The sequence below is a fragment of the [Bacillus] enclensis genome (genome assembly GCF_001456935.1).
GTDB lineage: Bacteria > Bacillota > Bacilli > Bacillales > Bacillaceae_B > Rossellomorea > Rossellomorea enclensis.
In genome coordinates this window covers 331,396-353,359 of record NZ_KQ758482.1, presented here as the reverse complement: position 1 = coordinate 353,359, position 21,964 = coordinate 331,396, and the positions used below count along the sequence as shown (strand labels likewise).

Annotated in this window: 26 protein-coding genes; 21 read left to right on the top strand and 5 right to left on the bottom strand. The window is 40.6% G+C overall.

Features of this window, described 5'->3' with window-relative positions; all coding sequences use genetic code 11:
* Positions 1-101 precede the first annotated feature (101 nt).
* Together AS034_RS01705 and AS034_RS01700 are read right to left on the bottom strand one after the other, a co-directional pair.
* Positions 102-1,631: a glycine betaine uptake BCCT transporter gene (locus tag AS034_RS01705; RefSeq protein ID WP_058297257.1), complete on the bottom strand. Its 1,530-nt coding sequence runs from the start codon at positions 1,629-1,631 to the stop codon at positions 102-104.
* Positions 1,632-2,125: 494 nt separating this feature from the next.
* On the bottom strand, positions 2,126-2,653 hold the full coding sequence (locus AS034_RS01700) for a MerR family transcriptional regulator (protein WP_162266014.1): 528 nt from the start codon (positions 2,651-2,653) through the stop codon (positions 2,126-2,128).
* A 376-nt stretch (positions 2,654-3,029) separates the two neighbouring features.
* On the opposite strand from AS034_RS01700, the gene AS034_RS01695 reads away from it, so the two are divergent.
* The 10 genes from AS034_RS01695 (at position 3,030) to AS034_RS01650 (ending at position 10,345) form a co-directional block, all read left to right on the top strand.
* Positions 3,030-4,004, top strand: a complete 975-nt coding sequence (locus AS034_RS01695) for an ABC transporter ATP-binding protein (protein ID WP_058297255.1) — start codon at positions 3,030-3,032, stop codon at positions 4,002-4,004.
* Positions 4,005-4,008: 4 nt separating this feature from the next.
* Entirely contained in the window at positions 4,009-4,821 is an 813-nt protein-coding gene (locus AS034_RS01690) for an ABC transporter permease (protein ID WP_058297254.1), read from the top strand.
* A gap of 3 nt (positions 4,822-4,824) precedes the next feature.
* A complete protein-coding gene (locus tag AS034_RS01685; protein WP_058297253.1) occupies positions 4,825-5,631 on the top strand; it encodes an ABC transporter permease in 807 nt (268 codons plus the stop codon).
* A gap of 266 nt (positions 5,632-5,897) precedes the next feature.
* Positions 5,898-6,431, top strand: coding sequence for a sigma-70 family RNA polymerase sigma factor (locus AS034_RS01680; protein ID WP_058297252.1), 534 nt, complete (start codon positions 5,898-5,900; stop codon positions 6,429-6,431).
* The gene (locus AS034_RS01675) at positions 6,421-7,188 is read left to right on the top strand and encodes a hypothetical protein (RefSeq protein WP_058297251.1); all 768 of its coding nucleotides are present in this window, start codon (positions 6,421-6,423) and stop codon (positions 7,186-7,188) included. The genes AS034_RS01680 and AS034_RS01675 overlap by 11 nt, the downstream gene beginning before the upstream one ends.
* Before the next feature lie 196 nt (positions 7,189-7,384).
* Entirely contained in the window at positions 7,385-7,579 is a 195-nt protein-coding gene (locus tag AS034_RS01670) for a helix-turn-helix transcriptional regulator (RefSeq protein WP_058297250.1), read from the top strand.
* A gap of 2 nt (positions 7,580-7,581) precedes the next feature.
* Positions 7,582-8,016 carry a hypothetical protein gene (locus tag AS034_RS01665; RefSeq protein ID WP_058297249.1) on the top strand — a complete coding sequence of 145 codons (435 nt, stop codon included), beginning with the start codon at positions 7,582-7,584 and terminating at the stop codon, positions 8,014-8,016.
* A 522-nt stretch (positions 8,017-8,538) separates the two neighbouring features.
* The gene (locus AS034_RS01660; RefSeq protein WP_058297248.1) at positions 8,539-8,955 is read left to right on the top strand and encodes a MerR family transcriptional regulator; all 417 of its coding nucleotides are present in this window, start codon (positions 8,539-8,541) and stop codon (positions 8,953-8,955) included.
* A gap of 74 nt (positions 8,956-9,029) precedes the next feature.
* Positions 9,030-9,437 carry a cupin domain-containing protein gene (locus tag AS034_RS01655; RefSeq protein ID WP_058297247.1) on the top strand — a complete coding sequence of 136 codons (408 nt, stop codon included), beginning with the start codon at positions 9,030-9,032 and terminating at the stop codon, positions 9,435-9,437.
* Positions 9,438-9,478: 41 nt separating this feature from the next.
* Positions 9,479-10,345 (top strand): aldo/keto reductase, encoded by an 867-nt coding sequence (locus tag AS034_RS01650; protein ID WP_176716072.1) that lies wholly within the window; start codon positions 9,479-9,481, stop codon positions 10,343-10,345.
* 252 nt (positions 10,346-10,597) lie between these two features.
* On the opposite strand, the gene AS034_RS22615 is transcribed toward AS034_RS01650, so the two are convergent.
* Together AS034_RS22615 and AS034_RS01645 are read right to left on the bottom strand one after the other, a co-directional pair.
* Complete coding sequence (locus AS034_RS22615) at positions 10,598-10,771, bottom strand: hypothetical protein (protein WP_156416131.1); 174 nt, start codon at positions 10,769-10,771, stop codon at positions 10,598-10,600.
* Positions 10,772-11,284: 513 nt separating this feature from the next.
* Positions 11,285-11,554 carry a DUF3243 domain-containing protein gene (locus tag AS034_RS01645; protein WP_058297246.1) on the bottom strand — a complete coding sequence of 90 codons (270 nt, stop codon included), beginning with the start codon at positions 11,552-11,554 and terminating at the stop codon, positions 11,285-11,287.
* A gap of 746 nt (positions 11,555-12,300) precedes the next feature.
* Between AS034_RS01645 and AS034_RS01635 the strand changes: the two genes are divergently transcribed.
* Together AS034_RS01635 and AS034_RS01630 are read left to right on the top strand one after the other, a co-directional pair.
* Positions 12,301-12,636 (top strand): hypothetical protein, encoded by a 336-nt coding sequence (locus tag AS034_RS01635; RefSeq protein WP_058297244.1) that lies wholly within the window; start codon positions 12,301-12,303, stop codon positions 12,634-12,636.
* 127 nt (positions 12,637-12,763) lie between these two features.
* Positions 12,764-12,955 (top strand): hypothetical protein, encoded by a 192-nt coding sequence (locus tag AS034_RS01630; protein WP_058297243.1) that lies wholly within the window; start codon positions 12,764-12,766, stop codon positions 12,953-12,955.
* 201 nt (positions 12,956-13,156) lie between these two features.
* Here AS034_RS01630 and AS034_RS22610 read toward each other — a convergent pair whose 3' ends face one another.
* Positions 13,157-13,312, bottom strand: a complete 156-nt coding sequence (locus AS034_RS22610) for a hypothetical protein (protein WP_156416130.1) — start codon at positions 13,310-13,312, stop codon at positions 13,157-13,159.
* A 279-nt stretch (positions 13,313-13,591) separates the two neighbouring features.
* On the opposite strand from AS034_RS22610, the gene AS034_RS01625 reads away from it, so the two are divergent.
* The 9 genes from AS034_RS01625 to AS034_RS01590 all read left to right on the top strand — a co-directional run bounded on the left by AS034_RS01625 (position 13,592) and on the right by AS034_RS01590 (position 21,847).
* Positions 13,592-13,855, top strand: coding sequence for a hypothetical protein (locus AS034_RS01625; protein ID WP_058297242.1), 264 nt, complete (start codon positions 13,592-13,594; stop codon positions 13,853-13,855).
* A 308-nt stretch (positions 13,856-14,163) separates the two neighbouring features.
* A complete protein-coding gene (locus AS034_RS01620) occupies positions 14,164-16,368 on the top strand; it encodes a PAS domain-containing sensor histidine kinase (protein ID WP_058297241.1) in 2,205 nt (734 codons plus the stop codon).
* Between the two features lie 349 nt (positions 16,369-16,717).
* Positions 16,718-17,572, top strand: coding sequence for a hypothetical protein (locus tag AS034_RS01615; protein ID WP_058297240.1), 855 nt, complete (start codon positions 16,718-16,720; stop codon positions 17,570-17,572).
* 460 nt (positions 17,573-18,032) lie between these two features.
* Positions 18,033-18,173, top strand: a complete 141-nt coding sequence (locus AS034_RS22605; protein WP_156416129.1) for a hypothetical protein — start codon at positions 18,033-18,035, stop codon at positions 18,171-18,173.
* Positions 18,174-18,312: 139 nt separating this feature from the next.
* Entirely contained in the window at positions 18,313-18,729 is a 417-nt protein-coding gene (locus AS034_RS01610) for an AAA family ATPase (RefSeq protein ID WP_205629791.1), read from the top strand.
* A gap of 224 nt (positions 18,730-18,953) precedes the next feature.
* Positions 18,954-19,712 carry a GNAT family N-acetyltransferase gene (locus AS034_RS01605; RefSeq protein WP_058297239.1) on the top strand — a complete coding sequence of 253 codons (759 nt, stop codon included), beginning with the start codon at positions 18,954-18,956 and terminating at the stop codon, positions 19,710-19,712.
* Between the two features lie 14 nt (positions 19,713-19,726).
* The gene (locus AS034_RS01600) at positions 19,727-20,644 is read left to right on the top strand and encodes an MBL fold metallo-hydrolase (protein ID WP_058297238.1); all 918 of its coding nucleotides are present in this window, start codon (positions 19,727-19,729) and stop codon (positions 20,642-20,644) included.
* Positions 20,645-20,986: 342 nt separating this feature from the next.
* Positions 20,987-21,427, top strand: a complete 441-nt coding sequence (locus AS034_RS01595; RefSeq protein ID WP_058297237.1) for an NUDIX hydrolase — start codon at positions 20,987-20,989, stop codon at positions 21,425-21,427.
* A gap of 96 nt (positions 21,428-21,523) precedes the next feature.
* Positions 21,524-21,847 carry a MazG nucleotide pyrophosphohydrolase domain-containing protein gene (locus tag AS034_RS01590; RefSeq protein WP_058297236.1) on the top strand — a complete coding sequence of 108 codons (324 nt, stop codon included), beginning with the start codon at positions 21,524-21,526 and terminating at the stop codon, positions 21,845-21,847.
* Positions 21,848-21,964 lie beyond the last annotated feature (117 nt).

Below are 21,964 nucleotides of genomic sequence, written 5' to 3'. Positions count from 1 at the left end.
TAGATTCTCTCCCCATCTTCAGTCAACCAAGTTCCCTTTTAAGACCGAGAAGATTTTTTACATAAAAAATAACCTGCCCCATTTCGGGACAGGTCATTTCCTCAGCCTGCTTTTTGATTTGATTTATTCTTTTTATCCGTTTTCCATTGATTCATTTGGATATCATATTCTTTTCCAAGCTCCTTGACCAATCCATAGCACATGACGAGCACGACGAATGTAAGTGGAAGTGCACTTACGATGATTGCTGTCTGCAGGCCGGTCAGGCCGCCGGATGCCATCAGAACGAGTGTGGACGCGACAAGGATTATTCCCCATATCACTTTCACACGATTAGGAGGGTTTAATTCCCCGCCTGTTGTGAGCATTCCAAGAACAAAGGTGGCCGAGTCGGCTGATGTGACAAAGAAGGTCGTGATAAGAGCGACAGTCAATACCGATAAAAGCGCGCCGAACGGAAGATGTTGATAAACAAAGAATAGAGCGGTTTCCAGGCTTTGTCCTGAAACATCCAAGCCCTTCACCATCTCGAGGTTGATTCCCGTTCCGCCGAATACTGTGAACCATAAGGCACAGACAAGCGATGGCACAAGTAAGACCGCGACCGTGAACTCACGGATGGTACGCCCTTTGGACACACGTGCAATGAACATTCCCACAAACGGAGTCCAGGAAATCCACCAAGCCCAATAAAACACAGTCCAGCCTTGGGTCCACGCTGCTTCATCTGCATTAAAAGGCGACAAGCGCAAGCCCATTTGAACGACATTTTGCAAATAGCTGCCCATGGTGGTGGTAAACATATTCATCAAGAATAAGGTTGGCCCAAGTATGAGTATGGCAATAAACAATATGACCGCCAACGACATATTGATATTACTTAATAACTTGATTCCCTTTGAAATGCCTGTAGTCGCTGAAACAATGAAAAGTACAGTGATGATCATCATGATGAGGAACTGGACGAAAAAGTTGTTCGGAATTCCAATCAGATATTCCAGTCCAGCATTGATCTGTTGAGATCCCAATCCTAATGATGCCGCAACGCCAAATAATGTGGCAAACACGGCGACAACATCAATTGTCTTACCGATTGGGCCTTTCACCTTTTCACCAATTACAGGATGAAGAGTTGCACTCATCAATCCGGGAGCTCCTCTGTTAAACTTCTGATAGGCCAGTGCCAATGCAACGATGGCATAAATCGCCCACGCATGCAGTCCCCAATGAAGCCAGGTATATCGCATTCCCATAATGCCCGATTGTGCCGTCCCGCCTTCTCCTGCAGGTGGCGAGGAAAAATGAGAGATTGGTTCAGAGACACCGTAAAATAACAAACCGATTCCCATTCCGGCCGAAAATAACATCGCGAACCAGGTCGGTCGGCTGAATTCGGGTTGTGAATCTTCTTTTCCTAATTTGATTTTTCCATACTTACTGAAAATCATAAATGCGGCAAATATGAGGAAAAAGGTGGCGACCAGCTGATAAAACCAGCCAAATTTCTCAAGTACAAATCCTTTTGCTACTTCCATTGCAGCTCCCAATTGTTCGGGTATCAACACCCCGATCAGGACGAAAACCACTGCAATTCCTACCGAGATCCTAAATACGGACCTGTCCATTCGCATCAATCCTTTACTACTTTAATAGATAATCCTTAATACCTAGTACAACTATCCATTAAACCATAATTTGAAAAAATAGAAAAAGTCCTGTCGCTTTCATATTTCGTCAAATTTCGCGGTTATCAACATGGAGATGAGTTCACCCTTGTTAGGTATACAATTACTAGGGGATGGTTGTGAATACTCCCTCATCCTACACTTTGAAGCTCATTCACTTTCGCAATGGGACAGGTACCTTCTCTCAGTTGGAAGGATCGAATTTTAAAAAAGAAGGGGAGATGACGGGCTGGGGTTCTTGAGTTACGGGGAGATCTGGCGGGCTTGCTATGAACGGGGGTTGTTTAGGTTATATAAAGAGGGAGTTGCGGTGATGATGGATGTGTTGACGTGGATGGAGGAGGAAGGGCTTGTTAGGAGGGAGAGGGTTACTGTTGGGAATCACATACCAGCCTGATAAATCGAGCCCCGGAATGCGATTCCCCACACCAACCCGTCCCTTATTCAAAATAGTCGTCTCCTTCTAGATGAATAATTAAATCATTAAGGTGCCCGAGCGCCTTTAAGCCGTTGTTAATGTCTTTTTTCATATCTTTTAATCTTTTTTCCAGGATCATAATTATTTCATTGAAGTTCTTCTGATCTAATTCTTTCAGGATATGCTGGCACTGTTCGAATCCTATGCCAGACAGCCGCAGTAACTTAATAGTAAAGAGTCGGTTCAATAACCTTTGATTGAAATAGCGGTAATTATTGTCACCCCTTATTGGTTCAAACAACTGATGCTGCTCCCATACCCGTAATGTTGAAACCGGGAGATTTATTATGTCAGATATCTCGCTTATTGTGATGAGCCGGTCAATTCGTTTGGCTAATGAATCCTCGTTTACCCCATGTTTACTGATTGTCTTTTTCAACTGAGAAATGACATGCTTCCCCTCTTTGTAATTCCCGACCAGTTTTGCTTGGAATTCAATTGCAAGAACAGTAGCAGCTTCTGCATCCTTTTCCACAAGTAATTTCATCATTTTAGCTACTTCCGTCCATGAATATCCGATCAACATTCTTCTGGATGCCTGGAAAAATACTTTATGGGTCTCATTGTACAACCGATAATTGTTATCACCTCTATCAGCTCGAGGGATAAGCTTCCAGGTTTCATATTTCCTAAGTAAATCCGGGCTTAAATGAAAAGGACGTGTAATCTCAATTCCTTTGTACGCTTTAATAGAAATCACCTCAACCTTAAAATAAAACCTTAAAATCTCATTCCAGCTTATATAAGAGTATACACTATTTATTTTGATGAAATCAGTCTAAACCCTAGAACCTTGCATTAGAGTAGTATCATGGATATATAAGGTATTTTATGGAAGGTAAATCTGTTTTTAGAGGAGGACAAATATGATTCACGTTAAGAATGCAGGAAAAACATATGAGGTCCCTGTTAGAGAATCAGGACTTAAAGGAGCACTATCAAGCTTTATCAGACGTGAGAAAAAAGAGGTACCTGCAGTCTCAGATATTTCGTTTGAAATCGGGAAAGGGGAGATGGTCGGTTTTATTGGTTCAAATGGGGCCGGGAAGAGTACAACCTTGAAAATGCTCAGTGGAATTTTGCACCCCTCATCAGGGGAGGTCTCAGTTTTAGATTACATACCTCATCACCGTCAAAAGGAGTATCTTAAGAAAATCGCTTTAATTAGAGGAAGTAAACCTCTTTTTGCACCAGCTGATTTAACGGCACTTGATGCCTTGAACATGCAGCGGATTATTTATGATTTGAATTTTAGACCATTTACTAGGGACTTAAATAAGATCGTGGATTGGTTGGGGATAGAACCTTATTATAAAAAACCGTTGAGAACGTTGTCTCTAGGTGAACGAATGCGCTGTGGTTTAGCATGTTCATTAGTGTATAACCCTGAAGTGCTTTTTCTAGATGAGCCTACTATCGGGCTCGATACAAATGCTCAACATCGCATTCGGCATTTTTTAAAAGAATATAACAGGGAAACGAATGCAACGATCCTGTTGACTTCACATTACATGGAAGATGTTACACAACTATGTAAACGAATGATGGTGATCGATAAGGGGAAGTTGCTATTTGATGGGGAAATTGAAAAATTAGTCGAACGTTTAACACCCTATAAACTGATTGTATTTACCCCAGAGCAATCTGCAGGTATAAATGTTGAGCGCTATGGGGCAGTGATGGATTTGCAAAATGGGAGGTACACGTTACGCGTGCCAAATCAACAAGTTCCGGCCGTTACTGCCCGCTTACTATCAGAGGTTTCAATCCTTGATTTGACCGTTGAAAATCCACCTTTTGAACAAACGATTGAGCAATTATACAAATCGGAGGTGGTGTAATGATATGAATAAAACCGGGGTTTTAAATTCATTTCGTTTAATTAAAGGTTATACAGCCTGGAAGACAATGGATGTATTCAGCTGGAGAACATTCATCTACCTATTGGTATTTTCTCATTTAATTACGCCGCTTGTTTCCTTGTTGGTTTGGCAGGCTGTCACTTCTCAAGAACAAAGTGTCGGCGGCTGGGGATCTTCTCAGTTCCTGGTCTATTATCTGGCTATTGTCATGGTGCGCCAGCTCACTGTTTCCTACGAGCATCATATGTTGGGGATGAACATCTATAGTGGTGAAGTAACGAATCTGTTATTAAAGCCACATCATTTACTTTATGCGGTCATAGGAGAAAACCTTGCAGTGAAAATCGTCTCGTATACCGTTTCAATCCCGTTGATTATCGGGCTGTGGATTTGGTTTACACCTGAAAATCCACCCTCAATACTAAATATTGCCCTGTTTATTCTGACTGTAATCAATGCATGTATTCTGCGCTTTCTTTGGCTTTACTTGCTGACGCTCACTGCTTTTTGGACAGAAAAAACGCAATCGCTGGTTAACACTGGCGAAGTAGCCATTTTTCTAATTGGTGGAGAGGCAGCCCCGCTCTTTCTAATCAAAGGGGGATTTGGAGACCTATTGAATCACCTTCCTTTTTATGGAATGTTGGGCTTTCCAGCTGAAACCTTAACTGGAACTAAAGGAATTGCTGTAAGTACAGGAATTGCATTACAGTACGGATGGATATTCATCCTGCTTCTTTTGTGTTCTTTTGTCTATAAAAAAGGAATCAAAAGATATTCAGCTCTTGGGGGTTAATAAATGAAAAAGAAGGCCGCTTTGATTTCTCTATTCTTTAAAACGTCACTCATGACTCAACTGCCTTATAGAGTAAACTTTGTCACGCAAGCTATCTCTACCTTATTTTATTTTGCGAGTGGGATTTTTGGTCTCAGTATTGTCTTTAATTACACGGATTCATTAGCAGGATGGTCCTTTTTCGAGATTGTCACATTGTTAGGTGTCTACCAATTTGTTGCAGGTGTCCTTGCCTTTTTTGTAATGGGCAATGTTGAAAGACTTCCAGACAAAATCGTCGATGGTCATTTAGATGAAACTATCTTAATGCCTGAAAACTCACAATTTCTTTCTAGCTTTGGAAGCTGTAATGTATGGGCTATCAATGATATTTTGTTAGGTCTTTTTATTATAATCGGAGCCGTATCCCTCAAGATCACTCAGTTGACAGAGGTGCCAGGTCAATTTTCACTTCAATTCGTTCAGTTTATTATTTTAATGGCCTGCTCGCTGCTGATCAGTTATTCATTCAGAATGTGGATTGCAACGCTCGCCTTCTGGCTTGGAAGAACCGGTGGAGGATTCGTCCTTTTCTCAAGTATTTGGACAATGGGTAAATATCCCGTAGACATGTATCCCCCTTTCATCAAGTGGCTTCTTTACACCTTAGTGCCGGTTGGGATTGTAGCAGCTATACCAACTTATGTGCTCTTCAATGGTCTTTCGGCGTTACCGTTCCTGGGGTTAATAGGTATTACGCTGCTCATATACCTCTTTACTAATTATTTGTGGAAGAGGGGGATGAGGCGTTATTCGAGTGCAACTTCATAGGGGAAAGGGCAGCATGGGGGACGGTTCCTATGCTGCTTTTTGAGAATGGAACTGCACCGCCAACTATCGTCACTGACGGTGTGGATAACCGTTTCCAGCAAAGAGCAGGAGTTTTAAAAAGGTCTGGATACTTCCCTTCATCCTCACTGCTATACTATTTATAACTACACATTTTAAATAAAAAAACCCTTTTTTCTTAAAAAGTGGGACTTTTCTCCATCGGCGAACGTCTGTTGAGTGAAAAATACAATTCATGGTGGTGTGATATGACAAAGAGTGCTGGACAAGATTTCCAAGAAGAACGATCGATCAGATACCTAGTCACCAAATATGGAGAGGATGTTAAGAGACTTATATACTCATACGTAAAAAACTGGAGTGCAGCTGAGGACTTGATGCAGGAGGTTTTCATCACGGTCTATGGGAAGATGGATACCTTGGAAAACGCAAGCTCGGCGAAAGCATGGATTTTTTCTATTGCTGCAAATAAGTCGAAGGATTATCTTCGAAGCTGGCATTATCGTAAATTGTTGTTGACGAATACATTTTCGTTGACAACCAGTAAAGAGGGTCCGGAAGATTTACTGCTGAAACAACAGGAGAAAACGGAACTGAGTGAAGCGGTTTTTGCTCTTCCTGTGAAATACAGAGAGGTCATCATATTCTTTTATTATCAGGAGTTGAGGATTGAAGAGATTTCAGAAGTCCTTGGGATCAACTCTTCCACGATCAGAACCAGATTATCCAGGGCCCGCAGCCTTTTAAATCAAAAGCTTGGAGGCGATCTCGATGAGCAATAAACGAATTTATGATGCGATTCACAATCATATCGGAAAAGGAGAGGTCTTTTCAAAAGAAGAGGAGTATGAATTGCTCACCAAGATAGAGAATCATCATGTTCCTCCGGCCAAGAGAAAATGGTTTCCTGAATTAGTAGGTTTGAGCCTTGCAGGTGCAGCGGTTCTGGTGATGATTGGGTTGATCGGCAGTCAAACGGGACTATTTTCATTTCTCGGAGGCGGACAGCCTGACAAGTTGGATACTTCACTCTTGAAGGAAAGTGAAATCCACGGACTTGAGGATATGTCAGAGGAGCGGAGGGAAGAGTTCCTGACCAGGCAGCCAAAAGCCTACTATGCTGAATCGGTGGACGACGCTCTTAACGCTTTACCTTTCAAACTGAACTTGCCCGAAAAGCTGCCATTTGATTCAGCATTTGTTGTCGAAGGAATTAACGACTGGCACTACCCGTCCAATACAGATGGAAAGGACATCTCGGCTACCTTTAGGGCTGCCAAGGGTAACGAATTCATCCTGATTGAAGCCATTGACTTTGAACAGGAGTTTGTAGAAAGTGGGAACCAGTCAGAGACCTCCGTTGAAGAAGTAGAACTCAAAAAAGGAATCCAAGGCAATTTGGAAATGATGAGTAGCGGAGGAAAAATCCAATTTGAAAACAAGAAAGGGATAAAAATAAAGATCTATCTACATGACTCTGAAAATATTTATAATGCGCGTGAAGTGTTAATGGATCTTGCTAATCAGATGGTTGATTAATTTTTAAAAGTATGACGAAGTGGAGTGGGGATGATTCCCGCTCTATTTTTTTTGAATCATCGCGTGGATTTACCGTGTAAAAGGGGAAGTGCAAGATCCGTCATCGCGCTCCCTGTTTAAAATACATGACAATATGTAATATATAATTGACATATTTGGAGTATTCTGAATATACTGTAAGTAAGGAGGGAATTTCTTGAAGAACCGAAAAATGAAGATGGCGCGAGTGGAAGCGGATGTGTCACAAGAAAAGTTAGCTGGCATCGTTGGCGTCACCAGGCAGACGATCAATCTGATCGAAGCAGGAAACTATAACCCGAGCCTGAAATTATGTACAGCCATTTGCAAAGCTCTAAATAAAACGTTGAACGATTTATTTTGGGAGGAATGACGGTGAGTGTTGAAAAAATGGTAAATGAAACAAAGATAACCATTGGTGTACTTATGTTTGTAAGCTTGGCCCTTCTTGTCACCTGGTTTATTTTCGACATAACGGAAGTATCTTTCATGAACAACAAAGCTCTGCTCGCTTTTTCGCTTATTCCTCTTAGTGCAGCCCTAGCTTCTTTCCTTAAACTGATGAAAATAAAAAAGAACCCTAAAGTAATCCTTTCTGAAACGGATGAAAGACTTGTCGCCGAAAAAAATGAAGCCGATGCAAAAGCATTAAAGTTGCTCCAAGGCGTTTTGTTCCTATCGTATTTAGGCTACACATTTATCATCCCCGAGGACACCTTCAACTCGATTGGATGGTGGATCACGTTAATCGTTCTGCTCCTATCACTGTTCGCTCCATTGATCTTCCGCCATATCACGAAAGAAACATGAAATAAGGATGGTCATCAGAGGATGGGTGTCGATTGGTCCCTGATAATTTGACATGACATGGACCACTAAGGTCAAACCAACATTATTCTTTGTGCTCGGTCAGATTTAAACACTTTTAGAGAGGTGGAGGGCAAATGGGGAGTGGAATGTTTTTACTTCTAATTGTATTGACTACAGTGATTATTATTAGAAGAAAAAAATAGACTTTTTTTATTAATGGCAGAGTGGGAAGAATCCCACTCTTTTTCATATCACATGAAAAAGCAGCCGTTTTATCAGCTGCAACTTCTTCTCATCAACGTTATCACATCAACGTTATCACATAGGGGGATTCATGCTGAAGATTTATAGTGTTTCAATAGACCATTACAAATATTTTAACAATCATTGAGTTAAAAGCAATACATAAATACGATGAAAAAAAGTTTAACATTGACTTAGAGTAAACTCTAAGGAGTATGGTTTCAATATAAGGTAGTCAAACCTTCCCAAACAACAAGTATTAAGGCGAGGTGATATTGGATGAAGTATCGTATTGGAGAGTTATCCAAAGAAATAGGTGTAAGTGAGCATACGTTGAGATACTACGAAAAAGAAGGGTTGGTAATACCGGAACGGAATGAAAATAATATTCGATATTACACAGAAGAACATAAGCTGTGGGCAGAATTTATCCTTCACATGAAAGAGACGGGAATGTCTTTGGAAGATTTGAAAAGATACACGAAATCATGGGAATTAGGTGACGCGGGTATTCCTGAACTGCTTGAAATACTGGTTGATCACCGTGACAAAGTAATGGATAAGCTGGAAACCTATAAAAAGAACCTGGAGTTAGTCAATACAAAGATTGCTTTTTATCAACGTAATTTAAAGAAAAACAGAACGGATGACCTATATGAAGAGTTTGTACAAAGAAAAAAGAATGGGGGAAAATGATTTTTAACGCTTGACTTAGAGTTTTCTCTAAGAAATATAATGACCCTCGTATTAACTAATAGGGAGGAATGAACATGGTAAGACATGAAGAAGTAAAAAATGGCGTTATTTTCCCGGCGGGTGAAAAGAATGAAGCTTTTTCACAATTTTTCACAGGGCAGAGTTATCTGCAGTCCTTAGTATTTGATCCTAATGTGAATGTGGTTGTCGGGAATGTCACCTTTGAACCAGGATGCAGAAATAACTGGCATATTCACCGGGGTGGCTATCAGATCTTATTAGTAACTGGTGGCGAAGGCTGGTATCAGGAAGAAGGTAAACCTGCTCAACTCCTGAAAGCCGGTGATGTCATTGTCACCTATGATGGTGTGAAACATTGGCATGGCGCTGCAAAAGACAGTTGGTTTGAACACATCGCCATTACAGCGGGCAAGCCGGAATGGCTGGAGCCTGTGGATGATGAATTATATAGCAAATTATAAAAGATGAATGGCAACATAAAATGGAGAGGGAGATGTTCTAGATGATGTTAAAAGAAAACTATACTCTATCCAATGGAGTAGAGATTCCTAAATTGGGTCTTGGTACTTGGATGATTGATGATGCCGATGTTACACAAGCAGTTGTGGATGCTGTGAAAATCGGATATCGACATATCGATACGGCGCAGGCATATGCCAATGAACGAGGTGTCGGAGAAGGAATCAGGGCTTGTGGTGTGAACAGAGAGGATTTGTTTATCACAACAAAACTTGCTGCAGAAATAAAGTCTTATGAAGAAGCCGTCTCATCCATTGATCAATCACTGAAGACGATGGGCCTGGACTACATCGATATGATGATCATTCACAGCCCGCAACCATGGATGGATTTCGGTGACGAGGACCGTCATTTCGAAGGCAACCGTGAAGCATGGAGAGCCCTTGAAGAAGCATACAATGCAGGAAAGCTTCGCGCCATAGGCTTATCTAACTTTCAAAAAGAGGACCTTGACAACATTCTTAGTTCTTGTACAGTCAAGCCGATGGTCAACCAGATCTTGGCTCATATAAGCAATACACCTGCAGACTTGATTGAATATACTCAAGAAAAGGGCATTCTCGTCGAGGCTTATTCACCGATTGCTCATGGAGAATTGCTGAAGAATCAAAAAGTTGTCGAGCTTGCAGAAAAATACGATGTCTCTGTTCCTCAATTAAGTATTCGATATGATCTGCAGATTGGACTTCTTCCGTTACCTAAGACAGCAAACCCTGAGCATATGAAAAATAATGCAGAAGTGGATTTTGTTATTTCTGAGGAGGATATGGAGTTCTTGAAAAATATTGAAGGCATCAAAGATTATGGTGAAGCGAGCATGATGCCTGTATTTGGTGGGAAGCTGAAGTAATAAAAACGTTCTTGTTAAAAACAGGGAAGCAAGGGGACGGTTCTCTTGCTTCTTTCTCATTCTTGCAGAGGATTTAATAGGAGAACTGTGATGGTTAATTTCTTTAAGAGAGAGTGAAGAACAGCCTTCACCTTATAAACGCTCAACCAACTTGTCGAAAATCTTTTAGGGAGGCACTATGGAATCACTGTAGAAAGTAGATGAGAAACTTTCCTGGTTAACCTAAAGTTTAGTTAGGGTGGGTAGGGACAGTTATGGTAGAGTGGGGCCGATTCCCACTCTGCTTTTCTCTTTTTCTAAGAAAAATTGAACCAGATCTGCCAAAAGTATCACTGCACGGTTTGATCCCCTGCAAAAAACAGCTTTAAAATACTCGTCAGTTACCTGAATTCCTATATCATGAGAAATACATTCCTTTTTCAGCATTTACGTTCCACTTTTGAAAATTACGTGCATCTTTCCATATTTACGTGCATCATTTTAAAAATACATTCCACTTTTCAGTTTTATCAACCAACTTGTCGAAAAATCCTTGAGAGAGGTTGGGAAGTGCCTAGCGCTTTTTGAGAAGTAGGATGAGAGTCTCTTCTAAGTTTACGAACGGTGTATATGATGGATGTGTTGATGTGGATGACGGAAGAGGTTAAGTGGGGTGGCGGTTAAAGGGCCATTTAATGAAAGATGATAGTATGACCTGAATTTGGGATAACCAACAAAAGCTCAGTTCCTTTAAAATACAGGAACTGAGCTTAGTTTTTAATAAGACCTAAGGTGATGGATCTAGAAGCAATAGTTTAAAACGATATTAAAACATCTATTCCTTTCTGATCTTGTTTAACCATCTTAGAGCTGGTGCAAAACTTGCAGTGTTGAGCACATAAAAATAGCGTTTTCCTCGATTTGTTGCGGTCTAAATCGCTGCGGACGTTAATGCGTGATTTAGTTGGTTTGGTCAGCAAGCTTGACCAGTACATGAGCCATATGCTCCCGCTCTTCTTTATTGGCCACGCTCCACATCTCATTCAACACTTTCTGTTCCCGGTTTCGCGGCTCCTCGTGTTCCGCTAAATAGTCTGCAACGCGCTTAGCCCCCTTAGAAAGAGCTTCTTCACTAAGACCCAGCTTCTCTCCCTTTTGAACCTGATTTCCCAGGTAGTTCTTGAAAGAGTCAAAATGCTGCAGAATTTCCTCTTTTTTGTCTTCATTCATCTGTGCCGCTGCTTGTTTTGGATCGTGTGCGATAATGAATTCCTCCTTTGTTATGGTTAATAGTGTCTTTCCCGTAAAAAATAGAAATAAACAGTGAAGGACACATCGGAATTCGGGGTGATGTTTTTGGAAGAGTGGTATCGGTGAATTGCTAACTTACTATTCATTGTAAAAAATGAAGGAACCTCCCTTAACAGTAAAGAGCTTCACCCAATTTAAGGTTGAGGCGCTTTTTCCTTTTATGAGCCAGTTTAGAAATACAGGGTTGTCCAATCATGAGTTATTTGAAATAATTAGGAAAAATGTAAATTAAATGAATATACTGTTTAATGAGTTGGTTATGGCAGGAAGGGAATTTAACGATGAATTTCAACAAGCAAGAAACAAATCAACGGCTGAGAATTGCGCAAAGCTTATATAGAAAGAAGAAGCATAAAAAGGTAAAACGGAATAATGTGAGCAAAGCGTGGACAGTATTTATCGTTGCTTTTTTCGTGATTGCACTTTTATTTCTTGTGATAAGTGAGTTGTTTTTTATGGATGCAGGGATACCCATACCTAAATTATTCAAGAAGATAGCAAACGATTTAAACAATTCGTTTTAAATAGGACTGCCTGCCCCTTATAGGGAAGAGCGTTTTTCCAATACACGCTTCAATAGTTGAATATGTGGCCGGCTGAACGGATTCCTTGTCTCGTAAGATCTGCAGGAATATAAATACAGAAGCAAAAAGGGGGTATATCCGGTGGAATTCAGTCTTGGTGACTTTTCTATTGTTCTCCCGCCTTTCTTCATTACCATCTTTGCCATCATTATTCTTTTCTTTTTAGTCAGGTGGAGTAAGCAATTAGAAACAGGCCGTTACAAAGTGTTTATTTACTTTTTGATCAGTACACATATTGGTCCCGGATTTTCTGAGGATACAAAAGAAGGGACCTTCGAGCTGTGGTTTCCTTTAGGATTTATCGTTGTATTATTTTATATGTTTTTAAGTAAAAGAAAACATCCATCTAAAATGAAAGCCAGTATATTAGGGTGTTGTGTAGCACTGTATAGGTTGATTCTGCATTATGCTGGTTGATTGGGGCAGCGTGGGGAGGGTTCCCATTATACTGAATCTGCACCACTAAACATCTTTACTGATGGTGTGGATTAGAGCTGTCCCCGGCTAACCCCTTAAACGTTCACCAAAGTGGGAGGTAATGAGTTTGGAAATGATGAATACTATTCAAGAATTATTAACCAGTGGACTTGCTTTTGCAGTTTATATTGCCATACCAGCGTTTATATTCATAAAAGCTATTAGGAAAAAGAAGCTCCCTTCCAATCAATATACTCCGTTGGACGATATTCTTAACGGTAAAGTAAATGATCCTGAGGATGATGATTATAAAGGTTAATTCAACATAACAAACACTGGGAACCAATATGTCTTATTGAAAAACATACAAAGGCAGGTGCTGCTGCCATAATACCTGTTTGGTTTACAGAAAGCACAAGAAATGTCTCCGTGCTTCTATGTAAGGAAGTATTTTAAAAAAACCTGGAAGCTCATGCTATTCTTCCAGGTTTTTTGCTGCAAAGAGTTTGTTATTCTACCATTAACAAGGTTGTCCAGCAATAGAATTGGCAAGTTCTCTAATCCTATCTCCAGTAGTAGTGTTGATCAATAAATCTGCAAGCAGAGCTACAACAATCAATAGAAGATAGACTAAGAATTTTCCAAGAAGACAAAGTAAAGAACTTAGAGTATTCATTTAACTTCACCTCCCTCTTACAGCTATCTTTATAAGAGGCCTCTTATATTGTTCATACTATGAAATAAAAGAGAGAAGGTATAAGCGAACATAACAAGAATCAAAAAAGGGTTGTCCAATTATGCATAAATAGATTACTAAGTTCTAAATCCTACCTTCCTTGAATCATTATTCGATTAACCCGAATACATCTCGACCGCACGTATACTTGTCCATACAGATTTATAAATTATGAATAGTATATAGAGAGCTTTACGTAAAACGAAGGGAGGTAAGTAAATGAAGAAATCAAATTCCACAAGTCTTACCAATCAGACCTTTTCAAATCGTGTGGAACGAGCAGAGTTTGATGATAACTGGAAGACCATTATTTCCCCAACAGGCTATGTGATCTATGTTGCATTGGCTGAACGTTCACAAATGGAAGTGTTATTAAACGATGGCTCGAGCAGGCTGGTCATTTTCCCAAAAAGAGGCACGGTGACAGTCGGAGGCGGGGGAACAACTCACTTCAGCAAACCTCATGAAACCATCATACTTTAAGCAGTTTATTCCCACTGTCCTCTCTTTCAATTCCATCACTCTACTATACTACTGATAGGAAGCAAGGGACGGCTCCTTTGCTTCCTTTTTCATATGTATGGAAAATGGGGGGATACAACGCTCACACAAGATAAATTACATATAAATATTTTACCAAGTAAGAGAGTGCCCCCTTCTTTTTGCCTATTTTGTGATAAAATAATAGAAACATATCTTTCGTATTTGTGTCTCTGTAGTAAAATATTTACCTGTTCCGGGCTATTATATTTACAGCATCACCCGCAAAAAATGCAGTCAGGAGGTGCCCTATGGAGATGGAGATGGAGATGGTAGGAAATGATCCGTCCCTGTATCGAGACATGATTAAAAAGTTAGCATATCCGGTCTTACTGATTGAAATAGTGAACGAGGAGATTGATCATTATCGACTTTTTGAAGTGAATGAAGCAGCCTGTGCTTTACTGAAGCTTCCGGAAAAAGAGTTGATGGAGAAAGATGTGATGTCCTTTTTCAGCCACCTGTCCCCCCTCGCATTCAGCACAATTAAAAATCTCTTTTTTACAAATGAAAAATTTACAACGATCCTTGATGTTCCGGATGGAAACGGCACCATGATTCCTGTGGAATTGAATGTATCCTTGAATGACATAGAAGGGAAACGCATCGTTTTCTGCCTGCTGAAAGAATATTCGACCCCCTGCTGTTATCACGAAGTCCTTAAAGAAGAAAACAATTACCTTAATACCATCATGAACACCACACAGTCCATTGTATTGATCCTGGATAAGGAAGGACGCATTGCTCATTGGAATAACTTCACGGAATCGTTCAGCGGGTACCGGCTCGAAGAAGTGCAATACATGAAGTTTTGGGAACTTTTTTTAGAAAAAGACGAAGAAAACCGAATCATAGACAACTATTTGTCCGGGAAAATCCCCTCTGATTACGAGAATTATTGGTTGATAAAGAATGGTGAAAAAAGACACATCAAATGGAAAAATGTCGTATTCAACGATCCAACCGGAAATTTAGAGTATGTTGTAGCGACAGGAGTGGATATCACCGAGCAGGTTCATTCTCTTAATGAGCTGGAAAACAGCAAGGAAAAATATAAGACACTGGTCTCGTCCATGGACGACTTCGTTTTCACGATTGATCAATCGTTGACTGTCATGAGCGTATTCGGAAAGTGGATCGAATCAAACGGGTTCACGAAGGAAATGTTCGAAGGGGAGTCGATTGAGAAGATCTTCAACGGTTCCCGTCTGCACCTGGATGCAGCCCGGCAGGCGTTATCAGGTAAAACGACTGAATTTGAATGGGAATTCACGATAAACGATAAGAAGCACTATTTTCACAGTGTATTGTCACCGATCATTTTAAAAGACCACGTCATCAAGAAGGTTGTCGGCGTGACCCGTGATATAACGGAAAAGAAAACACTTGAAGAGCATCATAAAAGGATCTATGAAGCCGTGACCAGCGGTGTGGTCCTTCAAGATTCGACCGGAAAAATCGTTTATGCGAACAAAAATGCAAGTGACATTCTTGGATACAATAAAGAGGCATTAATCACAATGTCTTCCATGAATGAGGAGTGGGAAGCATTAAATGATTCAGGCGATGGTATCTCAGGGGAAGAACACCCGGCTATGAAAACGTTACGTACCGGAGAATCCCACAGCAATGTTGAAATGTCCATTTACAATCCTGCAAGGAACGAAAAAAGATGGATACTCGTTGACACGAGAGCCATTTTTGAATTAGGCAGCAGCGAAAAGATTGAATATGTGATTTCCACCTTTCGAGATATCACAAAGAAAAAGGAAATGGATCTGCTCCTTAAACAGTCTGAAAAACTTGCACTGGTTGGACAACTGGCTTCGGGGATCGCACATGAAATCCGGAACCCGCTTACGGGGATCATGGGGTTTTTGAAATTGATCGAAGAAGGCGATGATAAAAATAAACTATTTGATTTCCTTCCCGTCATAAAAACAGAGCTGGAGCAAATCAACCGCTTTACCGATGAATTCATAGAACTGTCCCACTCGCAGGATGATGAATGGACGGATGTTGAAATGGGCGGCATCATACAGTCCGCCCTTACTGCAGTTGGTACGGACCTTAATGGCAAACAAATCACAACGGTTATAGAATCCGATTTTCATGATGGGCTGCTTTTACACGGTATCAAGCCTCAGCTCAAACAGCTTTTTATCAACCTGTTCAAAAATTCGATCGAAGCCATGTCACCGGCCGGGCACCTTATCGTAAAGCTGGACCGTGTGGAAGATAAAGCCCGGATCCGTGTAATCGATAACGGAAAAGGGATCAGTAAAGCCCGGTTAAAGCACCTCTGTGAGCCATACTATTCCATTAAAGAAAAAGGGACGGGCCTCGGATTGATGCGGTGCCTGAAGATCACCCATCAGCATAATGGGAAAATCTATTTTGACAGTGAAGAAGGGAAAGGAACCGTTGTTACGATAGAGCTTTCGTGCTTGGAGTAGAGCTAGGGTGGGGACGGTTCCCGCTCTACTTTTTTTATAGAAAAATGAAGCATGGGGACGGTTCTCGTGCTTCATTTTTGATTAGTAGGAAGCGGCAGAACCGTCCCCGTGTTTCCAGGGTTGAACAATTATTAAGATTTGAGCAAAACTTCATTTTACCTCGCAATAAAATAGGTTGTCAACACTTAATTTGTATTTTTATCATAAAAATGCTATAATTATTAACAAGTGATTTTTTTATATTGAACGTTTTGTTAAAAATCATATTTATTCCGTAGGGGAATTCAAACAGTTTTTGTGAGCTTTTAGGCAATAGGACCCGAGATATTATACAAGGAGGACTAATATATTGAATTTAATCAATAAGAAAGTTACACATGAGCGGTTTGGTACGGGAAGTATCGTTAAACAAAATGATACGGTAGTTGAAATACATTTCGCCTCGGAAAATAAAAAATTTGTTTACCCGGATGTATTTGGACAGCACTTGAAACTACATGATAAAAATGCTGCCAATTCACTTGAAAAAATTTTACACGAGCAGGAAATGGAACTCAAAGAGGAAGAAATGCAGAAGGAAGAGGAAAAGGCACGGCAAAGAAAAAACCAGGAGCTTCGAGCGGATCATGAAAAACTTATGAAAAATCATAAACTTCATCCCGAATCGCAGATGGTTTATCGGTGCGATACAGAAGAACAGAGTAGTCCCTTTTCAGATTGGACGGTTTCCTCTGGTGAAATAAAAAGTGGTAATAATAAGGGTAAGCCAAACAAGCCCAGTCGCTTACACCAAAACAGTGCGGTCCTGCTGACAACGGTCGATCCCGGCATCCCTGAAAAAGACAGACGGATATTAGGAGTCTATATGGTGAAGGATAATTTCATCGGTAAACTTTGTGAAGATGGGAATATTCCTGCCCATTCCCATTACAGACTGAAACTTACAGACGAGGAATCGAAGCAGATGCCTTTTTGGAAGTACTATGTCAATGAAAAATCCCCTCAAAAAACGACTTGGAATACAGGGAAGTACCGTTATTTTGATAATTCATGGATGGCTCAGATTTTGCGCGACATCGTCTCATTGAAAAGTGACACGGAGGAACAAGAGCTGGCACAACAATTTCTGGACCACTTCTCTAAGATGAATCAAATAGTAGAGCAGGAGTTAAAAGAGCCAAATGGGGCTTTATTGCGTGCTTAGATAAAAACAGTGGAGGACTGGCACATTTAAGGTAAGAGAGAGTGTTAGGTTCACTGCGAATAGTTTTAAAAAGGGACAAGGCGGCCGCCTTGTCCCTTTTAGTCGTTTTTGGCCATCTTACTTGTTCCTTCGCCTCCTTTTAAGCACAGCCCTCATTTTATGTGGGGTGAGTTTGAAACGACTATCCTAGCTTTAATGGTAAAATGTTACTTATACTCGATTGTGTAAGGAGATGAATAGGTTGCTTAGCCTTTCTGTTACAAGACTCGGTGAAACTGTATTGAATACCCAAAGGAAGTTACAGGGATGGATCTGACCGTGTTTCATTATGTTTCCAGTTGCCATGAATTCAGGTTGGTATCGAGATATCAAAGGGGCAGGAATTATGTTTGGGAAACACTGATCCGGTTCACTTACTTCGGAAGCAGTACTAAGAAATATTGCAAATGGGGGAATGAAAATGCTGGAAGGTTTTAATAGTAAACATTTCATGCTGCAGAAGGTCAGTCCCAATGTTTATGCAGCGATAGCAAAGGTAGGCAGCGGTTCAGCAGCGAAGAGTAGGGCGGGGACGGTTCCTATTCTGCTTTTTAAGAATTGAACTTCACCACCAAGTATCTTCACAGACGGGGTGGAAAGCCATGAAGCATCGGGTCGATTCTGCTGCTTTCATCTAATTCACAAAAAAGAAGCACGAGAACCGTCCCCATGATTCTACATGCTTAAAAGGGGGTCCAGTAATGGGAAAGAAAAATTATTTGATCGAAGGCGTTTCCTGTACCGGTAAAACTTCGGTCTGCAATGAATTGCAGAAACGCGGTTACCACTCCATTCATGGTGACCGTGAATTGGCTTATCAGGGAGATCCGGAAACGGGTAAGCGGACGGGTACAGCTTCGCACGAGAATCATATTTGGGATGTAGAGAAAGTTAAATCTTTAGTCGCCAACCAGGATCATGAGGTAACATTTTTCTGCGGCGGGTCCAGGAACTATTCGAAATTCATCCATCTATTTGACGGAGTGTTTGTTCTCGAAGTTGATAGTGCCACATTGAAGAGGCGCCTTGATGATCGACCCCAAGATGAGTTTGGGGGAAAGAAAAAAGGAGCGGGAATTCGTTTTACGATTGCATCAAACGAAAGAAGATATTCCTAAAGACGGAATCATCATCGACGCTGCTGTTCCAATCGGACAGGTTGTTGATGATATCGTTCGGCGATGCAAGTAATCTAGTAGAGCGGGGACGATTCCCGCTCTGCTTTTTAAGAATTGTATTTTCACCACCAAATATTTTTACTAAAGGTGTGGAGAAACGTATCCAGCAAAAGCAGGATGAGAACCATCCACGGCTAACCCAAAAAAAGAGAGAGGTGGAATGTATGGATAGAAAACAGTCACACAACGTTTCTGACTTAATGGCAAAGATTAAACTTGTAAAAGGAGAAAATTTTGTCACGATCGAACATACAAGCAGCCTGACGGATCAAGAACTAATGGAACTTATACCATATTTGATGAAACAGCCATTTATACAAACCAGTAAAAATGTAAATATCCTTGTGGATCGTAAATTCAGCAAAGAGACAGCCACTCTTTTAAAAGAGTATGGGTTTAAGTTACATGATAAGAACGTCACGGTTCGCAAGGTGCTTGATGAATTAGCTGAATTTGAAGACGGTTTTTTATTAAAGGATTTATCTGAACTTCCGGTAGCAGAGTTTAAAAGGGTCTGGGAAGCTTCCATGAAAGGATCATTAAATGCGCCATCCTCACTGAATATGGATGAACAAATGCGAAGTGTAGAGATGGAATTAGGCGATGACTATAAGAAATCCTGCATGATTGCTTATGAAAATGGAGCTCCAATCGGGGTTGTTATGCCTCATATAGAACCCGGGACTTCAGAAGAGGGAAGGCTCTTTTATTTTGGAATCATCCCAGGCGAAAGAGGGAAGGGGAAAAGCAGACTTCTTCATAAGCAAGCACTGGAGATTTTAAAAAGGGACTTTAAAGCTTCTTATTACATTGGAAGTACTGGTCACAACAACCTTCCGATGCTTAAGACATTCGAACGTAACGGATGTGCGGTTGTTGAGCGGAATAAGGTTTTTAAAAAGATAAATAGAAATTTAAAATAAAGGGAGAAGGGCAAATGATAGAAGAATTTAATAGTAAACATTTTAATCTTGAAAAGGTCAGTCCCAGTGTTTATGCAGCAATAGCAAAGGAAGGCGGCGGATCAGCAGCGAATGCAGGTTTTGTTGACTTAGGGGATAAGGTGATGGTGTTTGACACATTCAACACACAGCAAGCATCAGAAGATTTAAGGTATATTGCTGAAAAAGTGACTAAACAGCCCATAACATGGGTGATCAATAGTCATTGGCATGGTGATCATATACGAGGTAACCAGACATTTAATGATCGTAACATTATATCAAGTGAAATCACCTATTCAAAAATGAAAGAGATTCATCCCTCAAGAATCAGTAAGCAGAAAAATGATCTTCAAGGATTATCAGACTACATTGAGTCCCTAAGCAAAAAGAATGATCCTGCATTACAGGATCAAATACATTTCCTGCGTGAGTTAGAACGATCATTGCCGACTTTAAAATTGACTTTACCCCACCAAACTTACAGTGGCGAATTGACATTCTTCGGAACAACATGCAGTGCCAAACTTTTCTCATTGGGGGGTGGACATTCCATTTGTGATACCATCCTATATATCCCGGAAGAAAAAGTGATCTTCATGGGAGATTTATTATTTGTACGCTGTCACCCTACATTTTTTGAAGAATCAAACCCTGATAAATGGGTTGAGATTTTAAGGAAGGTTGTAGATTTTGATTTTGAGGCGGCAATTCCGGGACATGGTTCCGTGGGAGGCAAGGATGATGTCATTCAACTAATCCTTTACATAAATGAACTGCAAGATGCAGTTAGAGAATGCGGTAGCATAGAGGAAATCGATATACCTGAAAAGTACAGGGATTGGAAATCTCCTGACGTTTTTTATCAGAATATAAAACTGTTGAATCATGCACAAAACGGGTTATCTGATTAGTTTTTACCTTAATTTGAAAGTGCATGTTCAACGCAAGGTGCCGTTGATCCAAGGAGGATTAACGGCGTTTTTGTGGAATAACTTATTGAACCAACATAACTAGTTGTATATGGGCCCATTCCAGGTTTGTGGATGCCTCCGGTCGAGAATACAGCTGAAATGTTTGTGGATGAAGTGGTGAAGCTGCATAATCGTTAAAATGTGGGTGGTATCGCGGGTTAAATCTGTCCTTCTTAGTGGGACAGGCTTTTTGAATTTGGCTGGATGACCATGTTGATGTTCATTTGCTGATGGAATGAATTGGTTAGTCGGCATTAGGAAAATAAAGAGGGGGGTTGTTTTATGAAACGAGTGGATGTCACCTATATGCTTCTATTTGATGAACCGGGAGAGAAGGTACTGTTGGTGAAAAATACTGGGAAGAACGGGTCGTATTATACACTTCCTGGAGGTGCAGCAGAGCCAGGGGAAACACTTGAGGAAGCTGCGATTAGAGAAGTGAAGGAAGAGACAGGCCTGGATGCTGAAATAGGGGATATTTTTTCTGTGGGTGAGGGATTTTTTGAGGACCGGGGGCACCACGCCGTTTTCTTTACGTTCAGAGGGAAGATAACCGGTGGAGAGATTACGATAACCCGGCCTGAAGAAATAGAAGAGGTTACGTGGATGGATGCTGAAGATGCTGAAGAGTACGTCCATATTACAAGAGGTACAACAGGGCTGCTCAAGGGTGACGCGTCAGCACCGTATTTGCTTAGAAAAAGAAGTGATTTATCTTCTTAAGTAAAAGGGGAGACATTCGTTTTTTCATAATCGAGCGGAGCTGAAATGAAAGTAAAGAAGGAGTTATGGTTAAAAAAATGACAAGTGAGGATTTCTATGAAGCAATTAACATTCCATGAGTTACAAGACTACCTTGCATTAAAATACAAAGAAGGGCGCACTTCTTCTGCTCTGTTTATGAAATTGGTAGAAGAGATTGGCGAGGTGGCAGAGGTATTAAACCAGCTGGAAGGCAGGAAAGAAAATTCCGAGGATGCATCTTTAGAAAAAGAGTTAGTGGATGTTATCCATTACGCCGTGGCCATTGCAAGCATAAATGATATCGATTTAACAGAGGCCATGATTAAAAAAGATAAACAAGCTGCCATTAAATATAATCAATCTCCAAATTTAGAAGAATTTTTAGTGCAAATGAAATGACATCCGCATAGAGTTGAGAAGGCCGTGCTCCAAGAAGGATTCACGGCCTTTATTGTTGAATTTCTTATGGAAAGAAGAAGGGTGAAGGATTCCTGTCAAGGTGATTCCTTCCTCACA